This window comes from Streptomyces torulosus (assembly GCF_001419765.1).
In the GTDB taxonomy this organism is placed as follows: Bacteria; Actinomycetota; Actinomycetes; order Streptomycetales; family Streptomycetaceae; genus Streptomyces; species Streptomyces torulosus.
In genome coordinates this window covers 1-14,774 of the sequence record NZ_LIRK01000211.1, presented here as the reverse complement: position 1 = coordinate 14,774, position 14,774 = coordinate 1, and the positions used below count along the sequence as shown (strand labels likewise).

11 protein-coding genes are annotated in these 14,774 nt (G+C 71.2%); 4 read left to right on the top strand and 7 right to left on the bottom strand.

Annotated elements, in window-relative coordinates; genetic code table 11:
* Positions 1-28 precede the first annotated feature (28 nt).
* Both AOK23_RS15715 and AOK23_RS15710 read left to right on the top strand, forming a co-directional pair.
* The gene (locus tag AOK23_RS15715; protein WP_420823710.1) at positions 29-1,102 is read left to right on the top strand and encodes an ABC transporter ATP-binding protein; all 1,074 of its coding nucleotides are present in this window, start codon (positions 29-31) and stop codon (positions 1,100-1,102) included.
* Entirely contained in the window at positions 1,099-1,782 is a 684-nt protein-coding gene (locus AOK23_RS15710) for an ATP-binding cassette domain-containing protein (RefSeq protein ID WP_055713337.1), read from the top strand. The genes AOK23_RS15715 and AOK23_RS15710 overlap by 4 nt, the downstream gene beginning before the upstream one ends.
* On the opposite strand, the gene AOK23_RS15705 is transcribed toward AOK23_RS15710, so the two are convergent.
* On the bottom strand, positions 1,783-2,367 hold the full coding sequence (locus AOK23_RS15705) for a TetR/AcrR family transcriptional regulator (RefSeq protein WP_055713336.1): 585 nt from the start codon (positions 2,365-2,367) through the stop codon (positions 1,783-1,785).
* Positions 2,368-2,478: 111 nt separating this feature from the next.
* Here AOK23_RS15705 and AOK23_RS15700 point away from each other — a divergent pair, with 111 nt between their 5' ends.
* A complete protein-coding gene (locus AOK23_RS15700) occupies positions 2,479-4,086 on the top strand; it encodes an MFS transporter (RefSeq protein ID WP_055713335.1) in 1,608 nt (535 codons plus the stop codon).
* Between the two features lie 60 nt (positions 4,087-4,146).
* On the opposite strand, the gene serA is transcribed toward AOK23_RS15700, so the two are convergent.
* From serA to AOK23_RS15670, 6 genes are all read right to left on the bottom strand, one after another.
* Positions 4,147-5,736, bottom strand: a complete 1,590-nt coding sequence (gene serA, locus AOK23_RS15695; protein ID WP_055713334.1) for a phosphoglycerate dehydrogenase — start codon at positions 5,734-5,736, stop codon at positions 4,147-4,149.
* A 228-nt stretch (positions 5,737-5,964) separates the two neighbouring features.
* Positions 5,965-6,966 (bottom strand): ketol-acid reductoisomerase, encoded by a 1,002-nt coding sequence (gene ilvC, locus AOK23_RS15690; RefSeq protein ID WP_055512707.1) that lies wholly within the window; start codon positions 6,964-6,966, stop codon positions 5,965-5,967.
* A gap of 169 nt (positions 6,967-7,135) precedes the next feature.
* A complete protein-coding gene (gene ilvN / locus AOK23_RS15685; RefSeq protein ID WP_055713333.1) occupies positions 7,136-7,663 on the bottom strand; it encodes an acetolactate synthase small subunit in 528 nt (175 codons plus the stop codon).
* Positions 7,664-7,687: 24 nt separating this feature from the next.
* A complete protein-coding gene (locus AOK23_RS15680; RefSeq protein ID WP_206336211.1) occupies positions 7,688-9,535 on the bottom strand; it encodes an acetolactate synthase large subunit in 1,848 nt (615 codons plus the stop codon).
* Positions 9,536-9,781: 246 nt separating this feature from the next.
* Complete coding sequence (locus AOK23_RS15675) at positions 9,782-12,814, bottom strand: putative bifunctional diguanylate cyclase/phosphodiesterase (RefSeq protein ID WP_055713331.1); 3,033 nt, start codon at positions 12,812-12,814, stop codon at positions 9,782-9,784.
* Positions 12,815-13,206: 392 nt separating this feature from the next.
* Complete coding sequence (locus AOK23_RS15670; protein ID WP_206336210.1) at positions 13,207-14,208, bottom strand: 2-hydroxyacid dehydrogenase; 1,002 nt, start codon at positions 14,206-14,208, stop codon at positions 13,207-13,209.
* 76 nt (positions 14,209-14,284) lie between these two features.
* Here AOK23_RS15670 and AOK23_RS15665 point away from each other — a divergent pair.
* Positions 14,285-14,774: aldo/keto reductase (locus AOK23_RS15665; protein WP_206336209.1), on the top strand; the 490-nt coding region annotated here is incomplete at its 3' end.

Below are 14,774 nucleotides of genomic sequence, written 5' to 3'. Positions count from 1 at the left end.
CGCACAGCCCGCACAGCCCGCTCCGAGGGTGCCCGTCGTGCCGGCCGCGCCCGACGCCCTGCTGTCGGTGCGTGACCTGCGGGTCGCCTTCGGCGCCCTCGAGGTCGTCCGCGGGCTCTCCTTCGACGTCCGCCCCCGCGAGGTGCTCGCCCTGGTCGGCGAGTCCGGCGCGGGCAAATCCCTCACCGCGCGGGCCCTGCTGGGCATGCTGCCGCGGGGCACGACGACGAGCGGGAGCGTACGGCTGCGGGACGAGCCGGGGTCGTACGCCGAACTCGTGGGCGCCGCCCGCCCGGCGCTCGCCGCCCTGCGCGGCCGCCGGATCGCCCTCGTCCCCCAGGACGCCCTGTCCGCCCTGTCCCCCGTGCACCCCGTCGGCGACCAACTCGTCGCGGCCGTACGGTCGGTGGCGCGCGTCTCCCGCTCGCAGGCCCGGGCCCGGGCGGTCGCCGCCCTCGACCGGGTGGGCATCCCCGACGCCGCGCGCAAGGCACGGGCGTACCCCCACGAGTACTCCGGCGGGATGCGGCAGCGGGCCGTGATCGCCATGGCGACGATCAACGAACCGGACGTCGTGGTCGCCGACGAGCCCACCACCGCGCTCGACGCGGAGCTGCAGGACCAGGTGCTGCGGGTCCTGGGCGAGCAGCGCGAGGCGGTCGGCGCCGCGCTCGTGCTGGTCACGCACGACCTGGGCGTGGTCCGCGACCACACCGACCGCGTCCTGGTCATGTACGCCGGCCGCCAGGTCGAACAGGGCCCGACGCACCGGGTGCTGGACCGCCCGCGCGCCCCGTACACGGCGGGGCTGCTGGCGTCGCTGCCACCGGCGGACGGCGAGGACGGCCCCGTGGGCGGCGCTCCGCGGCGTGGCGGCTCCGGCCGGCGCCGTCGGCTGCCCGCCATCCCCGGCTCCCCGCCCGCGCCCGACGCGCTGCCGCCCGGCTGCGCCTTCGCGCCCCGCTGCCCGCTCGCCGAGGACCGCTGCCACCGCGAGGAACCCCGCCCGTGGACGGTCGGCGACGGCCATGAGGTCTCCTGCCACCGCTGGGACGAAGTGCCGTACCCGGCGACCGAGTTGTTCCTGGAGCGGCCCGCGTGAACCAGCCCACCGCCCTGCTCGACGTGCGCGATCTGGTCGTCCGCTACGGCACGGTCACCGCCGTCGACCACGTCTCCTTCACCGTGGACGCGGGCGAGACCCTCGCGCTGAACGGCCCCTCCGGCTGCGGCAAGTCCTCCACGGTGGCCGCCGTGCTCCAGCTGCGCCGGCCCGACGGCGGCCGGGTCCGTTTCGAGGGCCGGGAGCTGACGACGCTCACCGAGCGCGAACTGCGCCCGCTGCGGCCCCGGATGCAGCCGGTCTTCCAGGACCCGTACGGCTCGCTCAGCCCTCGCCACCGCGTCCGGGACGCGGTCGCGGAGCCCCTGCGCGTCCAGGGCCGCTGGGACGCGACGGGCCCCGCGCGGGTCGCCGCGCTCCTCGACCGCGTCGGCCTCGACCCGGCCTACGGCGACCGCTTCCCGCACGAGTTGTCCGGCGGCCAGTGCCAGCGCGCCGGCATCGCCCGTGCCCTGGCCTCCGAGCCCCGTCTGCTCGTCCTCGACGAGCCGGTCTCCGCCCTCGACCCGTCCGTCCGGGCCGGCGTCCTCAACCTCCTCGCCGACCTCCAGGACGACCTGGGGCTCGCCTATCTGTTCATCTGTCACGACCGCGCAGTTGTACGGCACTTCGCGGACCGGGCGGTCGAGATGCGCGGGGGCCGGCTCGTGCCGGCGTAATCACTCCCCCCGCGTCGCCGCGATGATCCGCAGGAGCCCCTCGGCCAGCTCGTCGGCCTCGGGGGCGCTCGGCGGGTCGAAGGTCCACTGGGCGATCAGCCCTGTCATCAGCGTCACCAGCAGCTTTCCGAGGGTGTCGACGTCCTTCTCCGTGACGTCCTCCTCCCGGCCGCCCATGAGCATCGGGATCAGACCGCGCCCCGCCTCGCGCTGCGCCAGCGCGAGATGGTCGCGGACCTCGGGCAGCTGGTCGCCCATGACGATGATCTCCATGCTGAGCCGCCACATCGAGCCCGGCTCCCGCATGGTGTCGATGACGTTGGCCCACACCTCCCGGAACCGCTCGACCGAACCGGGCTCGGTGCCGCTCGGCGCGCGCTCCCCCTCGTCGAAGGCCACGGAGACGTCGCCGACCAGGGACACATACGCCTGTGCGAGCAACGCGTCCTTCGAGCCGTAGTGGTAGCCGATCGACGCCAGGTTCGTGCCCGACTCCTTGACGATGTCGCGTGCCGTCGTCCGCACGAAGCCCTTGGCCAGCAGGCAGCGCTTGGCGCCTTCCAGCAGATCCTCACGGTGTCCCATGCGCCTCAGCGTAGCCGCGCCCTCATACGACCGTCCCATACACATGTTTCATACGAGCGTTTTAAACAAGCGTACTAGACGATAGTATAAAACACTCGTACAGTCCCGTCCATGACGACGAATCCCCGGATCTCCCCGGCCGCGCCCCAGCGGGCCGGCCGCCGCGAATGGACCGCCCTCTGCGTCCTGATGCTGCCGCTGCTGCTGGTCTCGATGGACGTGTCCGTCCTGTACTTCGCGGTCCCCGCGATCAGCGCCGACCTGGAGCCGAGCGGCACCCAACAGCTGTGGATCTTCGACATCTACGCGTTCGTACTGGCCGGACTGCTGATGACGATGGGTTCGCTGGGCGACCGCATCGGCCGCCGTCGGCTCCTGCTGATCGGCGCGGCGGCGTTCGGCGCGGCCTCGCTGGTCGCCGCGTACGCCGACAGCGCCGAGACCCTGATCGCGGCACGTGCCGTCCTCGGCATCGGCGGCGCCACCCTGATGCCGTCGACGATGGCCCTGACCCGCACGATGTTCACCGACCCCGGCCAGCGGGCCACGGCCATCGGCATCTGGTCCGGCGTGATGACGGCGGGCATCGCGCTCGGATCGGTGCTGAGCGGTGTCCTGGTCGAGTTCTTCTGGTGGGGCTCGGTCTTCCTGGTGAACCTGCCCGCGATGGCCCTGCTCCTGCTGCTCGGCCCGGTGCTGTTGCCCGAGTGGAAGGACCCCGCGCCCGGCCGTTTCGACCTGCTCAGCGTCCCGATGTCGATGGCGGCGGTCCTGCCGGTCGTCTACGGCCTCAAGGAGATCCCCTCGGAGGGCTGGAACGTCCGGTACGTGGTCAGCCTGACCGTCGGCCTGCTCTTCGCGGCCCTCTTCGTCCACCGCCAGCGCACGACGCCGTCCCCGATGATCTCCCCCGCCCTGTTCCGCGGCCCCGGCTTCACCCCGGCGGTCGCCCTCAACCTCCTCGCGGCCTTCGGCATGATGGGCTCGGCGTACTTCACCACCCAGTACCTCCAGTCCGTCCTCGGCAAGAGCGCGCTGGAGGCCGCGCTGTGGGGGCTGCTGCCCTCCCTGCTCGTCGGGGTCGCCGCACCGGTCGCCACCGCTCTCGTGCAGCGGGGCGTGAACCGGGCGTACGTGGTGGCGGCGGGCTTCACGACCGCCGCGTGCGGCTACGGCCTCCTCGCCACCGCCGGACCGGACACCCTGTGGCTGGTGCTGGCCGGGGCCGGTGTGCTCGCCGCCGGCATCGTGACGGTGATGTCCCAGATGACCGACCTGGCCCTCGGCGCCGCCCCCGTCGAACGGGCCGGTTCAGCCTCGTCCCTCCTCGAGACCGGGCAGGAGTTCGGCGGCGCCCTCGGCATGGCCGCCCTCGGCTCCATCGGCACCGCCGTCTACCACCACGAGATCCCGGCGTCGGCTCCCGCTCCGGCCCGCGAGACCCTCGGGGGCGCGCTCGCCGTCGCCGAGCAGCTGCCCGGTGCCACGGGCGACGCCCTCGCGGCCACGGCCCGCGCCGCCTTCACCACCGGTATGCAGGGCGCGGCGGTCGCGGGGGCCGCCGTCCTGCTGGGGGCCGCGGCGCTGGCAGCGGTCGCCCTGCGCGGCGTACGGGCCAGGGACCACGAGCCGGTCCCCGACCCCGCCGGGGAAGGCCCCGCGGCCGTCGGGGACGACAGCGCGATCGGGCAGGACACAGCCGAGCCCGCCCGGACATGAGAAAGGCCGGGGCCCGACCACCCGAAGGTGGCCGGGCCCCGGCCGCACACCGCGAGAGACTCAGACGAGGTTCACCGAGCGCGCCGACGTCGCGCCGATCTCCTCGGCCACCTCGGCGAGCACACCCTGGGACACCGTGTCGTCGACGGTGAGCACCGCGAGGGCCTCACCACCGGCGGCGGACCGGGCGACCTGCATACCGGCGATGTTGATGCCGTGCTCACCGAAGATCCGGCCGACCGTGCCGACGACACCGGGACGGTCCACGTACCGCAGGACGACCATGTGGTCCGCGAGCGCGAGGTCCACGTCGTACTCGCCGACGGCCACGATCTTCTGGTGGTGCTTCGGGCCGGCCAGGGTGCCGGACACCGAGACCTCCTCGCCGCTGCCGAGCGTGCCCCGCACGGTGACGACGTTGCGGTGGTCCGGCGACTCCGAGCTGGTGGTCAGCCGTACCTCGACGCCCCGCTCCTGCGCGAACAGCGGCGCGTTCACGTACGACACCGTCTCGTCGACGACGTCCTCGAAGACACCCTTCAGCGCGGACAGCTCAAGGACCTTCACGTCGTGCTGGGTGATCTCGCCGTACACCTCGACGTCGAGACGGACCGCGACCTCACCGGCCAGCGCGGTGAAGATACGGCCGAGCTTCTCGGCGAGCGGCAGACCCGGCTTGACGTCCTCGGCGATGACACCGCCCTGCACGTTCACCGCGTCCGGGACCAGCTCACCGGCGAGGGCGAGCCGCACGGAGCGGGCGACGGCGATACCGGCCTTCTCCTGCGCCTCGTCGGTGGAGGCGCCGAGGTGCGGGGTGCAGACGACCTCGTCCAGCTCGAACAGCGGGGAGTCGGTGCACGGCTCCTTGGCGTACACGTCGAGGCCGGCGCCGGCGACGCGGCCCTCCTTGAGCGCCGAGTACAGCGCGGCCTCGTCGACGATCCCGCCGCGCGCGGCGTTCACGATGCGCACCGACGGCTTGACCTTGTGCAGCGCCTCGGCGCCGATCAGGCCGACCGTCTCGGGGGTCTTCGGCAGGTGGACGGTGATGAAGTCGGAGACCTCCAGCAGCTCGTCCAGCGACAGGACCTTCACACCCATCTGCGCGGCGCGCGCGGGCTGCACATACGGGTCGTAGGCGACGACCTTCATGCCGAAGGCGGACATGCGCTGCGCGACGAGCGCGCCGATACGGCCGAGGCCGACCACACCGAGGGTCTTCTCGGCGAGCTCCACGCCCGTGTACTTGCTGCGCTTCCACTCGCCGTTCTTCAGCGCCGTGTTCGCCTGCGGGATGTGGCGGGCGGTGGCGAGGAGGAGACCGCAGGCCAGCTCGGCGGCGGTCACGATGTTCGAGGTGGGGGCGTTGACGACCATCACGCCGGCCTTGGTGGCGGCGGAGACGTCCACGTTGTCCAGGCCGACACCGGCTCGCGCGACGACCTTCAGCTTCTTGGCGGCGGCGATCGCCTCGGCGTCGACCTTGGTGGCCGAGCGGATGAGGATGGCGTCGACATCGGCGATGGCCGGGAGCAGTTCGGCTCGGTCCGCCCCGTTGGCGTGCCGGATCTCGAAGTCCGGGCCCAGCGCGTCGACGGTGGCGGGCGACAGCTCTTCAGCGATCAGTACGACTGGTTTCGAGCTCACGTGAGTCCTCACAAGTCCAATGCTGCGGACGGCCGTCCCGACGGCCGCAGGCGGTGGAGGGTGGTGTCCGCGTGGAAGACGCACGACGCTGTGGGCCTGACGCGTATGTAGTCCAGCAGTGTAGTGGCGCCGAAGGCGTCGTCCCACGCCACCGCGGAAAGGTCACCCGGACGTGAGAAGAGGCCGGCCGCGGCTCCGGGTGCACCCGCCGCGGCCGGCCTCATCGGATCAGGCCTCTTCGTCGTTGACCCAGCTCATCAGCTTGCGCAGCTCCTTGCCGGTGGTCTCCAGCAGGTGCTCCGAGTCCTGGGTCTTGTACTCGTTGTACTTCTTCAGACCACCGTGGTACTCGTCCATCCAGGCCTGGGCGAAGGTGCCGTCCTGGATCTCGGCGAGGACCTTCTTCATCTCGGCCTTGGTGGCGTCCGTGATGATCCGCGGGCCGGTGACGTAGTCGCCCCACTCGGCGGTCTCGGAGATCGACCAGCGCATCTTCTCCAGGCCGCCCTCGTACATGAGGTCGACGATCAGCTTCAGCTCGTGCAGGCACTCGAAGTACGCGATCTCCGGCTGGTAGCCGGCCTCGGTCAGCGTCTCGAAGCCCGCCTTGACCAGCGCCGCGGTACCACCGCAGAGGACGGCCTGCTCACCGAACAGGTCGGTCTCGGTCTCCTCGGTGAAGGTCGTCTTGATGACGCCGGCGCGGGTGCCGCCGATGCCCTTGGCGTACGACAGGGCGAGCGCGAAGGCGTTGCCGGTGGCGTCCTGCTCGACGGCGGCGATGCAGGGAACGCCGCGGCCCTCCTCGTACTGGCGGCGGACCAGGTGGCCCGGGCCCTTGGGGGCGACCATGCAGACGTCGACGCCGGCCGGGGGCTTGATGAAGCCGTAGCGGATGTTCAGGCCGTGGCCGAAGAACAGGGCGTCACCGTCGTTCAGGTTCGGGGCGATGTGCTCCTCGTAGACCTGGGCCTGGATCGGGTCCGGGACGAGGATCATGATGACGTCGGCCTCGGCGGCGGCCTCCGACGGGCTCACCACGCGCAGGCCCTGCTCCTCGGCCTTCGCCTTGGACTTCGAGCCCTCGTGCAGACCCACGCGGACGTCGGCACCCGAGTCGCGCAGCGACAGGGCGTGGGCGTGGCCCTGGCTGCCGTAACCGATGACCGCGACCTTGCGGCCCTGGATGATGGACAGGTCGGCGTCAGCGTCGTAGAACAGCTCGGCCACTTTGGGTTCTCTCCTTGAGTGCAGGTGTTGCTTCCCACCGTATGACGGCGGGGCGAAGGGAAGTCTCGCGGTCTCGGCATACGGGCGGACGGCGTGTCACCGGCCGCCCGTGCCGTCGGTCAGGCAATCGTCCACCAGGCGTACGGCGCCTGGCGAGGCGTTCAAACCGTCAGGCCGACCGGTCCAGGGCGCGCAGCGACCGGTCGGTGATCGAACGGGCGCCGCGGCCGATCGCGATGGTGCCGGACTGGACCAGCTCCTTGATGCCGAACGGCTCCAGCATCTTCAGCATCGCGGACAGCTTGTCGCTGGACCCGGTGGCCTCGATGGTGACGGCCTCCGGGGAGACGTCGACGGTCTTGGCGCGGAACAGCTGGACGATCTCGACGATCTGGGAGCGCGTCTCGTTGTCGGCGCGCACCTTCACCAGAACGAGTTCGCGCTGGACGGCGGAGGACGGCTCCAGCTCGACGATCTTCAGCACGTTGACGAGCTTGTTGAGCTGCTTGGTCACCTGCTCCAGCGGCAGCTCCTCGATCACGTTCACCACGATGGTGATGCGGGAGATCTCGGGGTGCTCGGTGACACCGACCGCGAGGGAGTCGATGTTGAAGCCGCGGCGGGAGAACAGGGCGGCGATCCGGGCCAGGATGCCGGGGGTGTTCTCCACCAGGACGGAGAGCGTGTGCTTGGACATGGTCTGGTTCCTTTACTACGGCTCTCAGTCGTCTTCGTTGTCGCCGAAGTCGGGGCGGACGTCCCGGGCGGCCATGATCTCGTCGTTGGACGTGCCGGCGGCGACCATCGGCCACACCATCGCGTCCTCGTGGACGATGAAGTCGACGACGACCGGGCGGTCGTTGATCGAGTTCGCCTCCTCGATGACCTTGTCGAGGTCGTCCGGGGACTCGCAGCGGATGGCGTAGCAGCCCATGGCCTCCGACAGCTTCACGAAGTCGGGGACGCGGGTGCCGCGGGCCTTCGGGTTGACGTCGTCCGGGCCGGAGTGGAGCACCGTGTTCGAGTAGCGCTGGTTGTAGAACAGCGTCTGCCACTGGCGGACCATGCCGAGGGCGCCGTTGTTGATGACCGCGACCTTGATCGGGATGCCGTTCAGGGCGCAGGTGGTGAGCTCCTGGTTGGTCATCTGGAAGCAGCCGTCGCCGTCGATCGCCCAGACGGTCCGGTCCGGGGCGCCGGCCTTGGCGCCCATGGCCGCCGGGACCGCGTAGCCCATCGTTCCGGCGCCGCCGGAGTTCAGCCAGGTGGCGGGCTTCTCGTACTGGATGAAGTGGGCGGCCCACATCTGGTGCTGGCCGACGCCCGCCGCGAAGATCGTGCCCTCGGGGGCGAGCCGGCCGATGCGCTCGATGACCTGCTGCGGGGAGAGCGAGCCGTCGGCGGGCTGGTCGTAGCCCAGCGGGTAGGTCTCGCGCCAGCGGCTCAGGTCCTTCCACCAGGCGCTGTAGTCGCCCTGGTTGCCCTCGCTGTGCTCCTTCTGGACGGCCTGGATCAGGTCGGCGATGACCTCGCGGGCGTCACCGACGATCGGCACGTCGGCGGCGCGGTTCTTGCCGATCTCGGCCGGGTCGATGTCCGCGTGGACGATCTTGGCGTACGGCGCGAAGCTGTCCAGCTTGCCGGTGACGCGGTCGTCGAAGCGGGCGCCGAGGGCGATGATCAGGTCGGCCTTCTGCAGTCCGGTGACGGCGGCCACGGAGCCGTGCATACCGGGCATGCCCAGGTGCTGCGGGTGGCTGTCGGGGAACGCGCCGAGCGCCATCAGGGTGGTGGTGACGGGCGCACCGGTCAGCTCGGCGAGCACCTTCAGCTCTGCGGTCGCGCCGGCCTTGATGACACCGCCGCCGACGTACAGGACCGGCCGCTTCGCGGCGGTGATCAGCTTGGCGGCCTCACGGATCTGCTTGGCGTGCGGCTTGGTCACCGGGCGGTAGCCGGGCAGGTCGGTGGCGGGCGGCCAGCTGAAGGTCGTACGGGCCTGGAGGGCGTCCTTGGCGATGTCGACCAGGACCGGGCCGGGGCGGCCGGTGGAGGCGATGTGGAAGGCCTGCGCGATGGTGCGCGGGATGTCCTCCGCCTTGGTGACGAGGAAGTTGTGCTTGGTGATCGGCATGGTGATGCCGACGATGTCCGCCTCCTGGAAGGCGTCCGTGCCGATCGCCTTGGACGCGACCTGACCGGTGATCGCGACCATCGGCACCGAGTCCATGTGGGCGTCGGCGATCGGGGTCACCAGGTTGGTGGCGCCGGGGCCGGAGGTGGCCATGCAGACACCGACCCTGCCGGTGGCCTGCGCGTAGCCGGTCGCGGCGTGACCGGCGCCCTGCTCGTGGCGCACCAGCACGTGCCGCACCCGGGTCGAGTCCATCAGCGGGTCGTACGCCGGGAGGATCGCGCCGCCGGGAATGCCGAACACCGTGTCGGCCCCGACCTCCTCGAGAGAGCGGATGAGGGACTGCGCGCCCGTGACGTGTTCGACGGGGGCGGACTGTCCTCCGGATCGGGGCCGCGGCTGCGGATGGTGGGCCCCGGAGGCCTGCTCGGTCATCGGCATTCTCTTCTCGATGCTGAGGGTTTTTTGCGAAGTTCGTGCGGTGTGCGGCTTGCGCTGACTGGTGCCCGTGCAACAAAAAACCCCTCCTTGCCATGAGGCAAGCGAGGGGAGCGCGCCGGGTACGGTCGCTGGGGATTCCGGATCATCCTCCGGTCGGTCCCAGCTTCAGCCGACGCGCTTTCCAAGTACGAGAATTCGGGTGCGCATGGCACTGACCCTCCCCCCGGCGCGCACCGCGTGTCAAGTGGGTGGGACAGGAGTCTCATTATGTGAGCGAAGGGCACTGCCGCCTCCGTAAACAGCGGGGACACCACTTGTGTACACCCCTGCCCCACCGCCCGCGAACGCGGGCTCGGCCGGTCCGGAGGGCACGGGGTAGTGGCCCAAGGACAGTGCCCGGCGCAGCCGGTATTCGTCCAGCGGTCCGGAGAAAGCGGCACCATGGCCGTGCGTACAGCCCATCGTGCGCAGGGCGATGACCTGCTCGGGCAGATCCACCCCCTCGGCCACGGTCTGGAGCCCCAGATCGCCCGCGATACGCAGCAGTCCGCCGGTGATCGTGTGGAGCCGGGGGGACTCCACGACCCCTTCGACGAGACCGCGGTCCAGCTTCAGTACGTCGACGGGGAGGCGGCGCAGTGCCGTGATGGCGCCGTGGCCGCTGCCGAAGCCGTCCAGGGCGATCCGGACGCCGAGGCGCCTCAGCTGCTTCAGCCGGCGTTCCAGGTCGTCCAGGGAGCCCTTCAGCTGGTCCGTGTCGGACAGCTCGATCACCAGGGAGCCGGAGGGCAGCCCATGGCGGGTCAGCAGCGTCTCGAGGGAGCCGGGGGGCAGGGAGCGGTCCAGCAGCCGTCGGGCACCCATACGGACCGAGACCGGCACGTTCAGGCCATTGTTGAGACGGTCGGCGGCCTGCTCGACGGCCTGCTCCAGCATCCATCGGCCCAGCTCGGCGGTCTTGTCGCTGTCCTCGGAGACCCGTAGGAATTCGGCCGGGGTGAACAGCACCCCCTGGGACGAGCGCCAGCGGGCCGCGGTCGCCACCGAGGCGATGCGGCCGGTGTCCAGCTCCACCACGGGCTGGTTCAGCAGCATGAACTCGCCGTCGTGCAGCGCGGCCCGCAGCCGGGTGGCCAGCTCGGCCTTGCGGACCACGTCCTGCTGCATCTGCGGCTGGTACAGCTCGACGCGGCCCTTGCCGGACGCCTTGGCGCGGTACATGGCGAGGTCGGCGTTGCGCAGCAGGTCACCCGCGCCGAGGCCGGGCTCGGCGAAGGCGACGCCGATGGAGGCGGCCACCCGGACGTCGTTGCCGTCGATGGAGTAGGGCTGGGACAGGGTGAGCCGCAGTCGGTCGGCCAGCTCGAAGATGTGCTGTTCCCTCGCGGCCCGATCACGGGAGCCGTCCCCGACGATGAGGGCCGCGAACTCGTCGCCGCCCAGGCGGGAGGCGGTGTCGCCGTGGCGGACCGCTTCCTGGAGCCTGCGGGCGGCCTGGACGAGGAGTTCGTCGCCGGCCTGGTGCCCGATCGTGTCGTTGACGGCCTTGAAGCCGTCGAGGTCGATGAAGAGGACCGCCGTGTTGCGCAGGGCGAGGCCCCGGTCGGTGGAGCGGCGGCCGGACAGTGCCTGCTGGACGCGCTTGGTGAACAGCGCGCGGTTGGGCAGGTCGGTCAGTGGGTCGTGCTCGGCGTTGTGTTGCAGCTGCGCCTGGAGGCGCACTCTTTCGGTCACGTCCCGGCTGTTGAAGATGAGGCCCCCGTGGTGGCGGTTGACCGTGGACTCGACGTTCAGCCAGCCGCCGTCGCCGGACTTGAAGCGGCACTCGATCCGGGTGGTGGGCTCCTCGGCCGGGCTCGCGGCGAGGAAGCGGCGCACCTCGTGCACCACGCAGCCGAGGTCCTCGGGGTGGATGATCGAGGCCAGCTCCTTGCCGACGAGTTCCTCCGCGGGGCGTCCGTAGACCCCGGCGGCGGCCGGGCTGACATAGCGGAGGATGCCGCTCGGCGCGGCGATCATGATCACGTCGCTGGAGCCCTGGACCAGGGAGCGGAAGTGGTTCTCCTTCTGGGCCAGTTCCTGGGTGAGCGTGATGTTGTCGAGCAGCATGATGCCCTGGCGGACCACGAGGGCGAGCACGACGGTGCAGGCGGTGATCAGCACCACGCGGTCGACGCTGCGGCCGTTGAGGACGTTGTAGAGGATGCCCAGGGTGCAGACCGCCGCGGCCAGGTACGGGGTGAGCGCGGCCAGGGATCCCGCGATGGGGCGGGTGGCCGGATACCGAGTGTGGCCTCCGCCCTGGAGGAGCACATGGACCGGGCCGGCCTGGGGGCCGTCGTACCGCTGCGGGGCGTCGTGCCGCTGCCCCGGGATGTGTTCGTGCACCACGCGCGTGTGCGTGCCGTCCTCGGCCTGTCCGTGCCGCTGCCCGGCCCAGGGGGCGTAGGCGAGGAGCAGGGAGCCCGCGAACCAGCCGGCGTCGAGGAGCTGACCCGAGCGGTAGCTGTTGTGCAGCAGCGGCGAGGTGAACAGGGCGTCGCACACCACCGTGAGCGCGAGCGCGCCGATCGCGGTGTTCACCGCGGAGCGGTGCATCGGGGTGCGGCGGAAGTGGAGGGCGAGCACCATGCTGACCAGTGCGATGTCGAGCAGCGGGTAGGCCAGCGAGAGCGCGGTGTGCGCCGTGGTCGAACCGCCGAGCTGGGCGGTCTGGGCGAGCGCGAGGCTCCAGGAGAGGGTGACCAGGGAGCCGCCGATGAGCCAGGCGTCCAGTGCCAGGCAGACCCAGCCGGCCTTGGTCACGGGCCGCTTCGCCAGCACCAGCAGACCGACGATGGCGGGCGGCGCGAAGCAGAGGAAGAACAGGTCGGCGTAGCTCGGGTTCGGGACGGGCCGCTCCAGGACGACCTCGTACCACCCCCAGACGCCGTTGCCCAGTGCCGCCATGGCGGACGAGAGGGCGAACAGCAGCCAGGCCAGTCGGAAGCCGCCGCGGCGGCCGCGCGCGTAGCGGAAGCAGGAGACGGCGGCGGCCGCCGCGGCGGCGGCCAGCCCGAAGTCACCCATGATGAGGGCGACTTGTCCATCGCCCCAGCCGAACGCGGCACCGACGGCGTAGGCCGCGCACAGCAGGGCGAGCACGAGCTGAGCCCGCAGGGTCGCTCCACCGCGGTCGGAGGCCGGCTCTCCGGGCAGGAGGGAGCCGGACAGCGACCTGGTCGAGCGGAGCGTGGGGTTCAGCGTGGAGACGGTGGACGGGCGGGGGCTCACTGGAGCTCCCCGGTGATCACCGCTCCCGGGTCCCGCCGGTCGCGGGGCGTGGGATGGGTGTGCTTTCTGCGGCTGTCGTTCCCGTGGCAACAGCCGTGACAGCCGTGGTCGTCGTGGCTCCCCCGCGGGTGCCTCGACGTCACAGCTCGCCAGGGCCGCCGTCGGCGGGTCCGTCGCGTCGGATCGTTCGTCCATAGGCCGTGCATCGCCCGTCGCCCCCCTCGCTGTCTCAAGTCCGTCCCCGGCGCCGAACGGTGTGCGGCGCAGCCCCTGTCGGGGACGATACACCAGTCTCGTCACTCAGGGACATAGTTCCTCTACGCTCCGTGACCACCTGCGGCAATACGAGCACGTACCGCTTCCGAAGGAATGCGGAGGGTGCCCGAAGTGGATTACGCGTCTGCCGTCGCGCCTGTCGTAAGGACCACGTTGCGCAACGGCTCGTGGTTCACGAACCGTGCCAACTGGTCCACCAACAGCCTTTTCGCACGCGGCAGGAAGGCCGAGCTGGGGCCGCCGACGTGCGGGCTGATGAGGACGCCGGGCGCCCGCCACAGGGGGTGACCGGGCGGCAGCGGCTCGGGGTCGGTGACATCGAGGGCCGCGGTGATGCGTCCGTTCTCCAGTTCCGCGAGAAGTGCCTTGGTGTCGACGACGGCTCCGCGGGCCACGTTCACCAGCAGGGCGCCGTCTTTCATCCGGGCCAGGAAATCGGCGTTGACCAGCCCCTTCGTCTGCTCGGTGAGCGGCGTGGACAGGATTACGACATCCGCCTCGGGCAGCAGGGCGGGCAGGTCGGTGAGCGGGTGCACCGGTCCGCGCGCCGTGGTGCGCTCGGAGCGCGCGACGCGCGCCACCCGCGCCACCTCGAAGGGTGTGAGCCGGTCCTCGATGGCGGCGCCGATCGCGCCGTAGCCGACGATCAGGACGTTCCTGTCGGCGAGCGCGGGCCGGAACCCGCCCTCCCAGAGCCCCTGTTGCTGGGCCCGCACGAAGTCCGGCACACCCCGCAGGGAGGCGAGGGTGAGGGTCAGCGCGAGCTCCGCCGTGCTGGCCTCGTGCACACCGCGCGCGTTGCACAGCTGGACACCGGGAGCGACCACGGACAGCCGTGACAGGACGTCGTCGACGCCCGCGGTCAGCGTCTGGACCACCTTCAGGTTCCGCATGTGCTCCAGCGGTCCGACGCGCACCGACAGCCGCTTCATGTACGGCACGACGTACAGGACGCAGTCGGCCGGGTCGCCCGGGTACTCCTGGGTGCCGTCCTCACCCCCGTCGTAGAACAGATAGTCGGGCCCCTGCGGCAGGCCCTCGATCTCGTCCGGGGGGATGGGGAGCCACACGTCGCCGGTCACGTCGGCGGTCCTGGCAGCGGTGAGGTCAGCAGTCATGCTCCGGAGGCTATGTCAGGCGCCCGGTACGGCAGAGGTTAGGTTGGGGGGCCAGGAGAGGGAGGGTCACGACCAGGTGGAGCGCAGGACGATCGGCGCGGCGACGCTCGAGGTGGGGGCCGTCGGACTCGGATGCATGCCGATGAGCTGGGCGTACACCGGGTCGCGGCGGCGGGGCGACGAGTCGACGCGGACGGTGCACCGGGCGCTCGACCTCGGCACGACTCTGCTGGACACGGCCGACATGTACGGCCCGTTCACCAATGAGCTGCTGGTGGGGCGGGTGCTGAGGGAGCGCCGCGCGGAGGCGTTCGTCTCCACGAAGGTGGGCCTGCTGGTGGGCGAGCAGCACATCGTCGCCAACGGCCGCCCCGGCTATGTGAAGCGGGCCTGCGACGCCTCGCTGCGGCGGCTCCAGACCGACGTGATCGACCTCTACCAGTTGCACCGCGAGGACCCCGAGGTGCCCGTCGAGGAGACGTGGGGCGCGATGGCGGAGCTCGTCCAGGCCGGAAAAGTACGGTCGTTGGGGCTGTGCGCGGTGGGGGCGCGGGAGGGCCGCCGAC

Coding starts and splice junctions, on each gene's coding strand:
- AOK23_RS15705 (WP_055713336.1), bottom strand. CDS start 2,367: ATGGGACACCGTGAGGATCTGCTGGAAGGCGCCAAGCGCTGCCTGCTG.
- AOK23_RS15700 (WP_055713335.1), top strand. CDS start 2,479: ATGACGACGAATCCCCGGATCTCCCCGGCCGCGCCCCAGCGGGCCGGC.
- ilvN (WP_055713333.1), bottom strand. CDS start 7,663: ATGTCCAAGCACACGCTCTCCGTCCTGGTGGAGAACACCCCCGGCATC.
- AOK23_RS15670 (WP_206336210.1), bottom strand. CDS start 14,208: ATGACTGCTGACCTCACCGCTGCCAGGACCGCCGACGTGACCGGCGAC.
- AOK23_RS15680 (WP_206336211.1), bottom strand. CDS start 9,535: ATGACCGAGCAGGCCTCCGGGGCCCACCATCCGCAGCCGCGGCCCCGA.